General features: G+C 34.7%; 17 protein-coding genes. 8 read left to right on the top strand and 9 right to left on the bottom strand.

Going from position 1 to position 15237, the window contains the following annotated elements:
• Nucleotides 1–62: 62 nt before the first annotated feature.
• Nucleotides 63–779, bottom strand: a complete 717-nt coding sequence (locus C406_RS0100315; protein ID WP_017378584.1) for a 3-ketoacyl-ACP reductase — start codon at nt 777–779, stop codon at nt 63–65.
• 194 nt (nt 780–973) lie between these two features.
• Nucleotides 974–1891 carry a cysteine synthase A gene (gene cysK / locus C406_RS0100320; protein WP_017378585.1) on the bottom strand — a complete coding sequence of 306 codons (918 nt, stop codon included), beginning with the start codon at nt 1889–1891 and terminating at the stop codon, nt 974–976.
• A gap of 161 nt (nt 1892–2052) precedes the next feature.
• On the opposite strand from cysK, the gene C406_RS0100325 reads away from it, so the two are divergent.
• The gene (locus C406_RS0100325) at nt 2053–3135 is read left to right on the top strand and encodes an AI-2E family transporter (RefSeq protein ID WP_017378586.1); all 1083 of its coding nucleotides are present in this window, start codon (nt 2053–2055) and stop codon (nt 3133–3135) included.
• A 190-nt stretch (nt 3136–3325) separates the two neighbouring features.
• Here C406_RS0100325 and C406_RS0100330 read toward each other — a convergent pair whose 3' ends face one another.
• From C406_RS0100330 to C406_RS0100345, 4 genes are all read right to left on the bottom strand, one after another.
• Complete coding sequence (locus C406_RS0100330) at nt 3326–3505, bottom strand: H-type small acid-soluble spore protein (protein WP_017378587.1); 180 nt, start codon at nt 3503–3505, stop codon at nt 3326–3328.
• Between the two features lie 167 nt (nt 3506–3672).
• The gene (locus C406_RS0100335) at nt 3673–3909 is read right to left on the bottom strand and encodes a YkuS family protein (RefSeq protein ID WP_017378588.1); all 237 of its coding nucleotides are present in this window, start codon (nt 3907–3909) and stop codon (nt 3673–3675) included.
• A gap of 296 nt (nt 3910–4205) precedes the next feature.
• Nucleotides 4206–4988 carry a YqhG family protein gene (locus C406_RS0100340; RefSeq protein ID WP_017378589.1) on the bottom strand — a complete coding sequence of 261 codons (783 nt, stop codon included), beginning with the start codon at nt 4986–4988 and terminating at the stop codon, nt 4206–4208.
• A 35-nt stretch (nt 4989–5023) separates the two neighbouring features.
• Complete coding sequence (locus C406_RS0100345) at nt 5024–6556, bottom strand: DEAD/DEAH box helicase (protein WP_017378590.1); 1533 nt, start codon at nt 6554–6556, stop codon at nt 5024–5026.
• Nucleotides 6557–6865: 309 nt separating this feature from the next.
• Here C406_RS0100345 and C406_RS20005 point away from each other — a divergent pair, with 309 nt between their 5' ends.
• The 3 genes from C406_RS20005 (at nt 6866) to C406_RS0100360 (ending at nt 8696) form a co-directional block, all read left to right on the top strand.
• Nucleotides 6866–7021: an aspartyl-phosphate phosphatase Spo0E family protein gene (locus C406_RS20005; RefSeq protein ID WP_017378591.1), complete on the top strand. Its 156-nt coding sequence runs from the start codon at nt 6866–6868 to the stop codon at nt 7019–7021.
• Nucleotides 7022–7240: 219 nt separating this feature from the next.
• Entirely contained in the window at nt 7241–7900 is a 660-nt protein-coding gene (locus tag C406_RS0100355) for a reverse transcriptase-like protein (RefSeq protein WP_017378592.1), read from the top strand.
• 205 nt (nt 7901–8105) lie between these two features.
• On the top strand, nt 8106–8696 hold the full coding sequence (locus tag C406_RS0100360; RefSeq protein ID WP_017378593.1) for a class I SAM-dependent methyltransferase: 591 nt from the start codon (nt 8106–8108) through the stop codon (nt 8694–8696).
• A gap of 337 nt (nt 8697–9033) precedes the next feature.
• On the opposite strand, the gene C406_RS0100365 is transcribed toward C406_RS0100360, so the two are convergent.
• The 3 genes from C406_RS0100365 to C406_RS0100375 are packed head-to-tail and all read right to left on the bottom strand — an operon-like array spanning nt 9034 to nt 11715.
• Nucleotides 9034–9618 carry an SCO family protein gene (locus C406_RS0100365; RefSeq protein WP_017378594.1) on the bottom strand — a complete coding sequence of 195 codons (585 nt, stop codon included), beginning with the start codon at nt 9616–9618 and terminating at the stop codon, nt 9034–9036.
• A complete protein-coding gene (locus tag C406_RS0100370; protein WP_017378595.1) occupies nt 9602–11038 on the bottom strand; it encodes a sensor histidine kinase in 1437 nt (478 codons plus the stop codon). Before C406_RS0100370 ends, C406_RS0100365 begins: the two co-directional genes overlap by 17 nt.
• Nucleotides 11039–11040: 2 nt before the next feature.
• Complete coding sequence (locus C406_RS0100375; RefSeq protein ID WP_017378596.1) at nt 11041–11715, bottom strand: response regulator transcription factor; 675 nt, start codon at nt 11713–11715, stop codon at nt 11041–11043.
• Between the two features lie 254 nt (nt 11716–11969).
• On the opposite strand from C406_RS0100375, the gene C406_RS0100380 reads away from it, so the two are divergent.
• From C406_RS0100380 to C406_RS0100395, 4 genes are read left to right on the top strand one after another with little or no spacing between them, the layout of a single operon-like run.
• The gene (locus tag C406_RS0100380) at nt 11970–12620 is read left to right on the top strand and encodes a nitrous oxide reductase accessory protein NosL (protein WP_017378597.1); all 651 of its coding nucleotides are present in this window, start codon (nt 11970–11972) and stop codon (nt 12618–12620) included.
• 47 nt (nt 12621–12667) lie between these two features.
• Nucleotides 12668–13969, top strand: coding sequence for a right-handed parallel beta-helix repeat-containing protein (locus C406_RS0100385; protein ID WP_017378598.1), 1302 nt, complete (start codon nt 12668–12670; stop codon nt 13967–13969).
• Nucleotides 13948–14430, top strand: a complete 483-nt coding sequence (locus C406_RS0100390; RefSeq protein WP_017378599.1) for a nitrous oxide reductase accessory protein NosL — start codon at nt 13948–13950, stop codon at nt 14428–14430. The genes C406_RS0100385 and C406_RS0100390 overlap by 22 nt, the downstream gene beginning before the upstream one ends.
• Nucleotides 14423–15235 carry an ABC transporter permease subunit gene (locus C406_RS0100395; protein ID WP_017378600.1) on the top strand — a complete coding sequence of 271 codons (813 nt, stop codon included), beginning with the start codon at nt 14423–14425 and terminating at the stop codon, nt 15233–15235. The genes C406_RS0100390 and C406_RS0100395 overlap by 8 nt, the downstream gene beginning before the upstream one ends.
• The last annotated feature ends 2 nt before the right edge of the window (nt 15236–15237 follow it).

Raw genomic sequence — 15237 nt, forward strand, 5'->3', positions numbered from 1 at the left:
CCATATAAAAAACACCCCAAAAGGTCCTTTAATGTGTTGAAGAAATCTTAAATTTAGTAAAATTAAGGATTTGTAGACCATAATCCAGCAGATTTAAGAAGAACACGTGGATGCAATTTTAACTGTGCAACCATTATTTCAGCAAGATCTTCTGGTTGCATGACTTTATCTGGGTTGCCGTCGGTAAGATTTTCATTGATTGCTAAATCTGTAGCAACTGTGCTTGGCGTTAATGCGCTGACACGGATATTATGCTTTCTCACTTCAAGCATTAATGACTCCGTAAGGCCAAGAAGACCAAATTTAGAAGCGCTATATGCGCTTGTCATAGGTGAGCCTTTTTGGCCGGCAGTTGAAGCAATATTAATAATTTCTCCTGATTCTCTCTCAATCATTTCAGGAAGAACGGCTCTTGTCACATAATAGACGCCCATTAAGTTAGTATCTATAATGCTTTTGAACTCTTCAGGTGAAAGATCAAGGAACTTACCAAATTTCCCAATTCCCGCATTGTTGATTAAGATGTCAATTTGACCAAGTTCTGACTTAATATGATCGACTGCAGCAGTAACAGATTCATTATCGGCTACATCTGCTACAGCGTAAGTAACTGTTACATCGTATTCTTCAAGTTCTTTAACCACTTTTTCAAGGTTAGCTGCTGTTCGTCCTAGAAGACCAACATTAATACCTTCTGCAGCAAAAGCAATCGCTGTTGCACGGCCAATTCCTCTACCTGCTCCGGTAATTAAAGCGTTTTTACCTTTTAAATTTTGCATAATATAATCTCCTTTATTATCAATACTAACTTGCTTAATTTAGTGTAACAAATCTGTTATGGAAAACATAAACAAAGAACTTGAAATCAATTCTTTACACTAGAGGAAGAATAATGATCATAAAAAGTAACGAATATTTTAAATAAAAAGAAGAGGGGGAATTAATCCTCTCTTCTTTAATGATTAAGAATATTTCAATCGAATAAATTCATGCTCAAATAGCGTTCACCTGTATCGGGAGCAATGCACAGAACCTTTTTACCTTTTCCTAAACGTCTGGCGATTTCAATGGCTGCATAGACTGCAGCAGCTGCGGAAGGACCGACAAAAATACCTTCTTCGCGGGCTAATTTTTTAAACATATCAATGGCAATTTCATCACTAATTTGCATAATTTCATCGTAAACTTCAGTATTCAAAATATCTGGTATAAAGCCTGGGCTTGTACCGACCAACTTGTGTTTGCCTGGTTTTCCACCTGATAATACAGGTGATCCTTTTGGTTCTACAACTGCTACATATAAGCCAGGAATGTTTTCTTTCAAAGTTTCGCCTGTTCCTGTAATGGTTCCACCTGTGCCAGCTGTTGCTACGAAAGCATCGAGTTTGCCATTCATTTGCGCCAAAATTTCTAACGCTGTTGTAGTCCGGTGAATATCTGGATTCGCGGTGTTTTCGAATTGTTGCGGAATAAAACTGTTAGGAATTTCATTTTTTAATTCTAGCGCTTTTTGGATAGCTCCAGGCATTTTTTCTTCACTTGGAGTCAAAACCACTTTAGCTCCGAAAGCCTTCAATAGATTAATCCGTTCCTGAGTCGCATTATCTGGAAGTATGAGAATCGCTTTGTAGCCTTTGGCAGCTGCCACCATGGCAAGACCGATTCCTGTATTGCCACTTGTTGGCTCGATAATCGTATCACCTTGATTTATCAAACCTTGTTCTTCAGCCATTTTGATCATATTATTAGCAGCCCGGTCTTTCACGCTCTTTGTTGGATTAAACATTTCTAACTTCACAAAGACATCTGCTGCCTGTTCCGGCACAATCCTATTCAACCTGACGACAGGAGTATCACCTATTAAGTCCGTTATATTGTTAACTGGTTTCATAAATTAAACAACCTTTCTTCATATAAAGAGGCAGATTACCTTTAATCTATTGTAGTATATATATAGGATAGGCACCAAGTAGTAGCAATTACGTTATTAAGAAATTTCATCACTAAAGCAAATTTTAATTTGTATAATATTTAACAGATGGGGGGAACAGTATGCTTACAACAAAATGGTTTCGCTTTTTATATAGTGCGGTACTTATTTTAATCGTAATAAATTTAGCTCTTCTTGTACCTTTTATTTTTTATCCGATTCAAGTTATCTTTTCTACATTGGCACCTATTATTATCATTGGCGGGATTTTGTATTATATTTTTCGTCCACTCGTCAATGTCTTATCAAGAAAAATGCATCGTGTTTTAGCGATCCTCCTCATTTTCTTGTCGTTCATTGGACTTATTACTGGATTCTCTATCTGGCTTGGTCCATTGTTGGTCAGTCAAGTGACAAACTTGGTTAATAATTTCCCTGCCATTGTTCGCCAAGTTCAAAATTGGACAGATGAAGCATTGTCGAGTCAATGGTGGAGTTATATTGAAGACCAAGAATATTTATCTGATTTTGATTCAGCTTCAATTGCCGACAATTTCTCACTAGCTTTGTCAGGTGCAGGAGCTAGTGTATTAGGTTTCATAAAAACTTTTTTCAGTGCGGTGACATCTTTAGTTGTTGTGCCTTTTGTTCTTTTTTTCTTGTTGAAAGATGGAGATAAACTTCCAGATAGTTTTTTAAGTTTTCTTCCTCATGATTCAAGAGATGAAGGAAGAAATATCCTGCAAGATATGGACGAGAACCTCAGCGCCTATATTCAAGGACAAGCAATCGTCAGTTTGTTTGTAGGTATATTGAGCTTTATCGCTTATTTAATTATCGGTGTAGACTATGCGATTATTTTGGCATTAATTGCGATGTTAACAAATGTAATCCCGTTTGTAGGTCCTTTAATAGGGGCATCTCCTGCAGTGATTGTGGCATTCTTTCAAGAACCATTGACTGCTTTATGGGTAATTATTGCCATCATTATCATCCAGCAAGTTGAAAGTAATTTAATTTCTCCGAATGTCATGGGAAGAAAATTATCGGTTCATCCCGTAACCATCATTTTCCTTCTTTATATTGGTGGGAATTTGGCCGGACTTGTTGGTATGATTCTGGTAATACCGGTTTATGCTGTTGGTAAGGCGATTGCTGAGAATTTATATCGTTTAATCAAGTTAAGATTCCCGGAAATGCGGTAATACAGCATGTATAAAATAATCGTATTTAAACAGAAAAAGCAGGCATCCATAGTATGGATGCCTGCTTTTTTGCAAGATAAAAACCGGTTTTTTGGTTGCTAAACTATTCAAACGTTACAACTTTGTTTCAATAACAATCTTATTTGAGATGAAACACTAGTTCAGCGAGTGAGACCTAGGAAATCAACTTTTATTGCTCTGCTAATTCTGCCACAGAAACACTTTGTTTACTAGTTGGATCATCAAGTAAATGGACTGTTGCTAGTCCGTTGCTTTGATCGACATGTTCAATATAAATAGGTTCCCCGTTATAGGAGACACTTATCATGCTTTGTGAAGAAGAAATTTCTTTAGCTCGTTTTGCATCCATGTTAGCAACTCCTTTTAACTTTACTGTTTCAAATTGAATAGATATACAGATGTTTTGTAAGTGTCTGACTTTGATGTATACGAAGCAGAAATTATGGAATGTAGTTATATAGGAAGAAAAAAAGAAAGAAGATCAAGATAGTTGAGCCTCTTTGTAACTATGTTCCATTAAACCTGATTTAGCCGATGTTCGACTGCTTCTACAACATTGTCGATAGACATTCCTGACATGGCCACAACAGGAAAATTGAATTCGTCATTATGACCTTCATTGATAGTCCTAACAACACCTAAATCGTATCCTGTAACATTTTCATCGGTGACGAACATCGTTACTTTATGGCCTTTTTCTTCTAAGGCCATTCTTACGTCTTCATAGGGTTCTTCTACTGCAATTTTCGCCATTTCTTTATCCCTCCAATCATTAAAATAAATCCAACCTGATTATTCTTCCCTAAAGTTGCTCCAATAATCGGGCATTAATGGAGAAGATATTCCTTGAAGATGCAATTTTGTCCTTATTCATTGTAATAGTGTAAACTAAACTTATTTTTTCGTTGTGAAGTAGCAGGGAAGCGACAGACACACTCACATAAAGTATTGACTGCAGAAAAGAGATCGATCGGGACTGCTTGGCACCGCTAACGCTCTATGTTTTCTATTTTTGTTTATTAAAAGTCTGCTTTAATACTCAGTTAAATTCATTTCAAGTAAAATAATCCACCATTCACGATTTCAATTTTAATTCTAGATTCGTATTGTTCTTCCATTGCTTTTTTCTCCAACTCATAACATTCGGGCTTGTTTTCTATTCCTTCATAGAAGTATTCTAAGATTTCTCGATCCTTATGCCATCTCGTTTTTGCTTCTTCAGCCCATGTGTGATCATCTTGTTGTATTATATTTTCTAATGTTGCATCTAATCTTTCGATGGCACGGATTGGCTTTATAATATATGTTATTTTAAACGCATCGTCTGACATACTTGAATTCAAATCCAATCCATTAACCCATTCCTGAAAACCATCTACGAGGTTGCCTGTAATTAAGTTAATACCTAAGGAGTGAAACATTTCTTTCGTTTGATCGCTGTAATACGATACCTTATAATTCACGCCTAGCCATGGGGTTAATATGGTTTTTATTTTGGATTGATTTAACACATTCTCATACATTTGTACATATGCACCAAGCTCTTTAGTTGTTTGAAACAGTTGATTTAGACGAGGTGAACCAAAATGTACCACTTCACCTTTAATGTCTTCATCTAGCTGATTTTGATCGGTGATGAAAGTTAATTGTGCTGGGTTCGGGACACCATCTGTATTTTCTAAGTATCTCCAATAAAATGGTCGGTTCATAATTTTCTTATCCATATCAATCGTTAATTGAACGGTCATGTAATGGTTATTACTATTTACAATATGGCAATTATTTTCTGTGAAAAAATTTTGTAAATAGCCATGAATTTGTTGTGGATACATGGACATCCTCCTTGAATGAGGTTACTATATTTATCTCAAATAGTTTTTTTGTAAGCTGATAAAATTTCGTCTAAATCACCCACCACTTTTTCAAAAACATCAAGTTTAACGTAGAGTAGGTCCAATATATTTTCTTCGATTGTATTTTGGATAGCTAGATTGTATATATGAACGTCATGTTCTTGTCCTAACCGGTGAACACGTCCAATTCGTTGCTCTAACTTCATGGGGTTCCATGGTAAATCATAGTTTATAACATGGTGGCAAAATTGCAGGTTAATTCCTTCGCCTCCGGATTCTGTAGCTATAAGGACCTGCGCTTTATCTTTAAATAGTTGCTTCATCCAATCTCGTTTGTTTTTCTTAAATTTCCCATTAAAGAGGACACTAGTGATTCCTTTTGTATATAAATACCACTGTAAATAAACTTGACTGGCTCGATATTCGGTAAAGATAATGACCTTATCATTTGCCTCAGAAATGATCTCATAAGCTTTTTCTGCTTTCGAGTTCACTTCCAAAACCATCAACTTTTGAATAATTCCTTCCACGTAATCAATTTCTTGTGGTTCAGTGCATTTTTGTCGCATTTTATTTAAGGTCAAGTATGTAGCTTCTTTGCTACTGCACATTTCCTTTTGTAGAGTGATCATAGAGAAGGCACCCGAAAATACAGATGAAATATTTTTAAGTTCTAAGATCAACTCGTAGACTTCTCTTTCTTCTTTGGAGAAATGGATTGGAATTGTTTGAACACGACGTTTTGTCCATTCGATTCCAGTGTCTTGTCTTCTGTTTCTTACCATCACTTGATTCACCAATTCTTTTAAATACTCTTCGTGTTCCAAATTGTGTTTACTCGCGGAAAACGCTGATTGAAACGTCTCGTAATTCCCAAGATGTCCGGGTTTGAGTAATGAAATGAGATAAAACAATTCAAATACATCATTTTGAATGGGTGTGGCAGTTAACAATAAACAGAACTTTTTCTTTAAATTTTGAACAAACTCGTAGTTTTTAGTTTTATGGTTTTTTAATTTATGTGCTTCATCAATGATGATTAAATCATAATCCTGCTCATAGATGTTTTCTTTATGCGGGCTTCTTTTCGCCATATCCATACTCATGACCACAATATTGCAAGTTTTCAAATCGTAATTCTTTTTATATTGCATGGCAGGAATGTAGAATTTTTGGTTCAGTTCTTCTATCCATTGATTGACAAGCGAAGCTGGGACCAAAATTAACGCTTTTTTCACAAGACCTCTGATTAGATATTCTTTCAAGATCAAACCCGCTTCAATGGTTTTTCCGAGTCCCACTTCGTCTGCAAGAATCGCTTTGCCATTCATCCTTTCAATAACCGTCTCCGCTACATCCAGTTGATGAACAAGTGGAGTGAGATTGGGCAAATATTTAGGCGATTGAAGACCCGAAAAATCTGTAATCAAATTCGTTTTTACTACTTCGTAATTCATATTGTATAGTAACCAATTATCCCATGATTCACGATTCTCTAATCTTTCAATAAAGCCTTCTTTCCACTCAGACGACCTTTCAATTATCAAGATACAATCACCTCATGCCACTTTTTCTTACTTATAAGGTTGTCCCAAAAAGAAGTTACTATGTTTAATTACTTAAATTTATAAAAAAAGCTTTTTAATAGGATTACGCTAAGTATTGAAACGGTAGAAAAAACTGCCACTTGAACTGCTCATTTAGGCGCTTAATTATTACAAACTTTACCGAAATATATATACTGTTACAAAAAAATGTCATTTACAAAATTAGGTATTGATTTGTAGGCAAATGATATATGATATTCTTTGTGCAATACTATTGGCCACTTTGAAAATGAGGAATGATGAAAAAGTATGTTAAATAATATATTATTAGGGAAAATAATTTTGAAAAAGAAAGTTATGTACCATAAAGCAAAACATTTCGGTTTAACACATTCTAGTGTTGTAGCATGCAGTCAAGAACTAGATTTACTACTTAATCAATACCAAGAAATCCAAGCACCTTAAGCAAGAAATCAAGGGTATAATGACCCCTTTTTTAATTAAAATGATAATGCCTGATAGGCCAAATTTGCACACTAAAATAGTCGTCCTCAAAGATATTGGTATATCTTGAGGACGACTGTTGCATGCTTATAGACAATTAGCAGTAAAATAATTATATAAGTCGCTTCTAATAGAAAGTATAACAAGTACATATTCTTACTTTTACAAGGAGGCCAGGAGATGAACATCCGAATTGAATGGACTTACAAAACACCAAAAGGGGAGGAAACAGTCTTTAGCTCCGAAGAAATGCCAGCAGTAAAAGGACTTCTAATTGCAGAGGACTTGGAGCGGACAGGACGTGCTAAAAGCATAAGGTTCATCGACAAGTTCGACAGCACGTGGACGGTCAAAGAATTGAAGGGTTACTTGAAAGGTATCGAAACCGAACCCCATAACATCACGGTCTATTTCGACGGAGGCTTCGACCGTGGAACCAACAGTTCAGGTCTGGGTTGTGTTATTTATTATAATCAAAGTGGGAAGTCGTACCGATTGCGTCGGAACGCACCTATGGAGAATCTCATGTCAAATAATGAGGCTGAATATGCAGCACTGCATTTGAGCCTATTGGAACTTGAATACTTAAATGTCCATCACTTGCCGGTCCGTTTTATTGGAGATTCTAACGTGGTCATCAACCAGATGAGTGGGGACTGGCCCGAGAGTATCCTGTCGGGATGGGCGGAGCGTATTGACGGAAAGTTGCAAGACCTCGGTATTCAGGCTGAATTCGAACTGGTACCTCGGAAAGCCAATGCGGAAGCGGACCGCTTGGCAACACAGGCGCTTAACGGCATCGAAATCACAGCGACTAGTGAAATGACAACAGATTTATAAGTAATTAATAGTCTTTCTTGTTCATGAACGGGAGTTACACTATTTCTGGTATCTTCATCTAAATCTAAGAAAACAACCCACATGTTACTAATTTTAAAAAACTGTTATGTATGAAAAAACAAAGGTGAACTGAATATACAGTAACCAAGTCAAATGAAAAAATTAGCATAGGTAGTATAAGGATAATAATAGAGGTGTAAATATAATGGGAAAATGGTTTCCGAAAATTTATGATATTGCAATGAATCCACTAGAACATACATATTTTAAAAGAATTAGAACGACACTAATAAGCAAAGCTAAGGGTAGGGTACTAGAAATAGGTTCAGGAACGGGAGTGAATTTTCCCTACTATACGAATGCTACAAAAATAGACGCAATTGAACCCAATCCTTTAATGAGTAAACGATCATCCAAACGAATAAAGAAATCTGGTATTCCCATACAAACCTATTTAGTCAAAGCGGAAAAACTTCCATTCTCTGATAATACATTTGATTCAGTAGTAGCAACGCTAGTTTTTTGCACCATTCCGGAACCTATTAAGGCTGTTCAAGAAATTCAGCGGGTTAGTAAAACTGGAGCTAAAATATTGCTCTTTGAACATGTCCGAGTCAATCAAAAAAAATTAGGAAAAGCGCAAGGTTTACTAACCCCTTTATGGAGCAAAGTTTGTGATGGATGTCATTTAAACCGTGATACACTTGAATTATTAAAACAATCCAACTTGTCAATTTCAAAAGTAGACTATCATTATGGTGGACTCTTCTTAGTCATTGAGTGCTTAAATGAATAGTAATTTTTGATATTCAATTTTCAAAATGGACTGGGAAATCAACTGTTAGATGAGAGAAGGACGAAATACGCTGCAAGATTCCTATATAAAAGAAGCCGATTAAAGTGAAAAAGTCCCTTTAATCGGCTTCTTTATTCTTGAGCTTATGTTACAGCGGGTTTGTGAACCTATAGCAAAATAACCTAATTAATAAAGATTAAGAAAGTAACGCCCGGTAATTTTAATGATGTACGAGCTGAATAAAAGGATTTTCCCTACAGTATCGACTTGAGCTTACGGATCGCTTTAATCTTAAAGTTTATAACTAGTTCGAATAATAATTACAAGTAAGGTTTACTTAAGGTCTATAATTTTCAAGCTCTTCTATAACTTTCTCTGTTAAGCCCGGCTCTGTAAAGTTGAATTCGCTAACTAGGACACCATCAATATCAACTAAATAGAAATTCACACCATGTAACACCTGATTTGTACCACTGGGCTTATTTACCAAAGTCTGGAATTCTTCTAGAGCGAATTTTTCTATTTCTTCTTGTTTATATCCAGTAAGCATTTTCCAATTCGAATCATTATCAGTAAACTGGGATAGGTACTTGTCTAACTTTTCTGGTGTATCAATCAAAGGGTCAACACTGAAAGAAACGATTTCTATATCCATATTGTTATTTAGAAGTTCTTCTTGAATATCCGCCATCGCTGCTGTCATTGGAGGACAAACTGTTTCACAACTAGTAAAAATAAAATTCGATATCCACATTTTCCCCTTTAAATCTTCAAGACCAAATTCCTCCCCATGTTGATCGGTAAAAGAAAAAGAGCTAAGCTTAACGGGCTGATTTTGGAGTGAAGAACATCCAGTTAAAAAGTACAGAACACTTACTATTATAAGAATTATCTTGAACTGAGCTCTATTCATGTATTTCATTTCCCATACCTCCTATCTTTTTGATATGAATAGGCAAATGGATAGATACACGAATTTCTCCACTATCAGTACTCGTCATAGAAAAAGAACCATCTTGAATTCTTATAATTTCTTTAACAATTGATAACCCTAATCCCATTCCACCAGTCTGTCGATTTCTAGCTTTATCGGTCCTAAAGAATCGATCTCCTATACGCTCAATATCTTCTTCTGAAATTGCCAACCCTGTATTTTTCACTTCAAATAGAAAGTGATCTTCTTCTTGAGAAAGGGTAAGTTGAACAATCGACTCTTCATTCGAATATTTCACCGCATTATCGATTAGATTATAAAAAATTTGCTGAATTCGCTTTGAATCATTAAATATAATTAAGTCTTCATCCACATCTAATTGAAAAATAATCTTCTTTTCATTAGAAAGTATTCGAAAAAGGTCACATGTATCATGTAATAACTGAGAAATTACGATCGGCGTTTCTTCAAAACGATATAAATTCTCTTGTAAATAGTTCAATTCCACTAAATCAGAAAGTAATTTTTTTAATCTACCTACTTCTTGCTCAATTGTATTCAAATATTGACGAGCTTCTTCTGGAGAGGAAAATAGCTGATTTTGTAAAGCTTCAGTGTAGCCATTGATATAGGTTAGTGGTGTTCGAATTTCATGAACAATATTTGATAGGAACTCTCTTTTACGTTCCTCTTGGTGTTCCAAGGCTTCGCTCATTTCATTAAAAGCTTGTGACATTTGACCAATTTCATCTATCTGTCTAATTTTCAACCGATTTTTATAGTTACCTTTTGACACTTCTTTGGATAAGTTTTGAATCGACAGTAAAGGTTGAAAGAGCGATTGTCGAACTCGATTTATAATCAAACTAGTAACAATGAAAAAGAGTGTGCCAATAATAAGAAGAATAGGAATACTTTTCCCGAAAACTTGTGATAAACCAGCTAAAGGAACGTAAATGAAAATAAATCCAATGGCTTTATCACCGTTAAATATTGGATAAATTGCACCAATTACTTCTTTTTGAAACTTCTTAACGTAGCCTTCTTTCATAATCGATTGACCTGATAATAATATGTCACGTTCACTCTGGGTTACTAGGTTTTCATCATCAATTAGGTAAGGAAAAGAAGTATTTAACTCTTCCATTTGATTGACTACGATAACCTCATATTCGGATACGATATTATACCACTGTATCTTTTCGATAATAACATCTGACAATTCCCCATAATGGAAATGTGCAGCTGTTCGTTGACCTTGATACTCCACTGATTGGCGTATCGTATTTAAATAAAGATCCTTATATAAAAAATGAAGAAACAAAAATGAAAATAGGACAGAAAACGCTATACTTCCAATAAACAATAAATTTATTTTTTTACTGAAATTAACTTTTAGCTTCTTCATGATTACACCTCAAGTTTATATCCTAATCCCCAAACAGTTTTAATGAGAACCCCATGTTGTTTCATCTTCAGGCGAAGAGTTTTTATATGAGTATCTACAGTACGGTCAGTTCCACTATATTCCGTTCCCCAAATCGTTGCCATTAGGTTATTTCGTGTAATTAGATTGTTTCTATGTGTTACCAATAAAGAAAGTAACCCAAACTCTTTTAATGTTAGAGAAACTTCTTTGCCATCTAAAAATGCAAGGTGATTTTCAACATCAATTGTAATTGGACCAGCTTTTATTGTTAATATTTTACGATAATGTTTAGAAGACCTTCTTAACACTGTTTCAATTCGTGCAATTAATTCACCATAATGGAAGGGTTTAACTAAGTAATCATCGGCTCCTAACTTTAGCCCTTTCACTTTATCCCATTCTTCTCCTTTCGCTGAAAGAAAGATGATTGGCGTATCAGAAGATTTTCTCAATTCTTTTGTGAAAGTGTAACCATCCATAAATGGCATCATGATATCGACAATTATGAGATCTGGTGATTCCTCATAAATCATTTCTAGGGCCTCCATGCCATTGGAAGCATCCTTAACAAGATAACCCTCGGGTACAAGAAAAGATTTAATTAGTGCTCTCATTGCAATTTCGTCATCAATAACTAATATTGTCCCCATACTCATCATAATTCCTCTTTTCAAAACCCCTGTATATACTTTAGCTTTCAATTTATATATCACACTTTAAGAAAATGTGAAACTTAATTGTCTTTTTAGTTCTTTGAAACACACTTCACAATAATAATCAATAAATTTATGGTGGATATTTGTTTTTTGTGCAAGAAAGTCATTTAATAGTCAAAAGTATTAGGCAAGACTTCACTTAAACTTCGCATTTCGATGTTAAAGTTTTTTCATGAATGAAAGGAGAGAAAAACATGAAAAAAATACTATTATTAAGTGTTATTTTATTACTAATGATTATTACAGCAGCATGCGTAGCTCAAGATGACAATAAAACAACTGACCAAATGGAGGATAAAGAGAGCGAATCTAGCAAGAACCCGGTTGTGTTATCAGAGTCAAATGAAGATACGACTTGTGAATATTGTAAGATGGATGTTTATAAAAAAACTCATGATATGGGAATGTTCTCTGCCCAAGGAATCACAGAGGAAGGAAAATCTTTATTTTTTGACGATGTTGGTTGCATGTTAAATCAGGAAAGAATCGTTAATAGTACATTAGAAAAATATGTAAGAGATTATCACACACTTGAATGGATTAAATTAGATGTTGCTGTTGTTGTTAAGGCAGAAATTAAAACTCCTATGAATTACGGCTATGCATTTTTTGAGGATAAAGAAGGTGGACAAGCCTTCATAGAAGAACTTGGTAGCGAAAAAGCAAGCTTTTCATCTGTAAGTGACATTGATGAAGTTTCAGGTCACCGTCATATTAAGAAAATAGAAAAAATGAAGAATGCCGAAAGTAAGGATCAACATGATATGAAAAATGAAGAGAATAACGAAATGAATGAACTGAAACCCGAAAACAAAGATAAAGAAGAGAACAGTGACTCTCACTGATGATGATTCAAGGGGAGGATTTTCCTTTTTGCTTAGGAGGTGGGAGGTTGGTTTTTTCTAAGATTTCATTTATTCTAACAAGTTTACTTCTACTCTTTACTACTTTTCCAATACCTATAGAAGCGGAAGAGGGAATTCAACAACAAATTAATAACGCAGAATCTGGAACCACTATCTATATTGAGCCTGGAATTTACAATGAAAAAATCATCATTTCCAAACCCCTCACTTTAATAGGAAGTGGGGACGTTATCCTTAACAGTCAAGGTGATTATCCTGTCATTACAATTGACAATACACAAGATGTTCAAATTAAGCACATCAATATGACGAGTAACAATTTTGGGGGAAATTCTTTAGGAATAAAAATTTCAAATAGTAAAAGGATTGCAATAAAAGATGTGACATTCAATTTATTGGATAAAGGAATTGACCTGTTTAAAGTGGAAGATAGTAAAATTGACCAAGTTATTTTGTTAGGAAGAGAAGGTCATTTTTCTTCGAAGTCAAATGGAATTACACTTGATTATACTAAAGAAATTCTCATTGAGAATACAAATATTGAATCAGTTCAAGATGGGATTTATGTGAAAAATGATGTGAATAGCAAAATGATAAATAATGAAATTTCTCATTCAAGATATGGAATTCATCTCATGTATTCGAACGGAACTCAAATATTTAAAAATCACCTCCACAATAATGTGACAGGCGTCATGCATATGTTGACTTCCTATACCGCCATAATGGGGAATATAATAGAACACCAAAATCAGTATAACGGTTTTGGGATTGTCCTTTTTGAAGGTGAACAAATCCATCTGTCAAATAACAAACTTTTATCAAATCAAGTAGGCATTTCATTTCAGAACATTGAAAATTCAACTATAACAAAAAATACTGTCGCTTCAAATCAGACGGGGTTTCAATTTATTAAATATGCATCGTCAAATAAATTATCACGAAATGAAGTTTACGGGAATATTGTATCTTCTGTTTCTGATAAAAATGGAGCGATTGTAAATGAAAACTATTGGGATGACTATGACGGAGTGGACTTAGATTTAGATGGCTACGGTGATACACCTTATCAATCAAATGATTCCTATGCAAAGCTCATGATTAAACAAAAAGAGTACCAATTTTTCTTTGAATCTCCATCCGTTGCAACGCTTAGTAAAATAGAAAGAAAGCTTCCCTATGAAAATGACAGCGTTGTGCGTGATGATCAGCCATTTGTTCAAAGGTCTAATAAACAGATCTATTTAAATTTTAATGCAATTCCTTTTATTATTGGGAGTACAGGATTAGTAGGAGGTTGGCTATTGTGGAGAAGAATGTACTGTTAATACGCACGTTTATTCCTTTTTGTACTTTGTGTGTGGTCCTAATCTTATCAGGCTGCGGGTCTAAAGACATGAGCCCACGTGCGATTCAACCAGAAGTGGATACCTGTGCCGTGTGTAATATGAGTATTACCCATGAAGAATTTGCAGCTCAAGCGATATTGACAAATGGAGATAAGTTAATTTTTGATGATCTAGGATGTTTAGTACAATATGTACTAGATAAGCAAGAATCAGAAATTGGAGCAAGTTATATTAAAGATTATGAAAGTAATGAATGGATTGATACAACAAAGGCTTCCTTTGTATACCATAAAGATTTTTGGACACCCATGACTTATGGAGTTCTTGCATTTGAATCGGAGCAAAGAGCAGTGCAGTTTATCAAAAATGAAGGGCAAGGAAAACTCTTAACTCAGCAAGACTTACAAGAGCATAAGTGGGGAGTTCATAAGTATGACTAAAGCACAAGTATTCGTGTTATTTGAAATGAAAAAAATCGCAAGAAGTCGTTCTTTACTACTTTTTGGGGTGCTTCTTTCCGTGTTACTATTGACAATCACTACTGTTCAATTGTTTGCATTGCCTATTACAACATCATTTACACGATACTCTGCATCCTTTTTAAATGTTTTGCTTTTATTGATACCTCTTTTCACATTGTCAATCGGAGCTCTATCGATTTCTTCTGATGTGGATTCACGATGGTTTTCATTATTGAGAACATATCCAATGAAAGCAAGTACCTATACCTGGGGAAAGTTTTTCGCTTTATTCTTTTCATTTAGTATCATGTTAATTATTAGCAGTGGGCTTGTAATGATGGTTCAAGCTTTGCAAACGCTTCAAGCATTTGACTTTCTACTTATAATTCTTTCTTTCTTCACCGTTGCCATCTTTTCTTCATTATCTGTACTCGTTGGAAGCTTATCAAAAAATCGCATTCATAGTTTGTCATTAGCATTAGGGATATGGGCGTTCTTTTTATTAATTTATGACTATATTGTAATGGCAATTGGAACAGTTGTTTCAGGAATCATATTACAAAATCTTATAATCTTTTTGACATTCACCAATCCGGCAGAATGGATTCGAATTGGATTTATAATATTCTCAGGAAATTCAACAGTTTTGGGACCCCTATATTTTAATTTTTCAACTTTTTTCCTTTCACCTAGTGGAGTGATTGTTTACGGATTGATTTCAATCCTTTGGGTAATTATTCCGATTTTTATTAGCGGTAAAATTCTATATCGAAAAGAAGGTTGATA

Origin of the sequence: Paenisporosarcina sp. TG-14 (genome assembly GCF_000297555.1) — a bacterium.
Lineage (GTDB): Bacteria > Bacillota > Bacilli > Bacillales_A > Planococcaceae > Paenisporosarcina > Paenisporosarcina antarctica.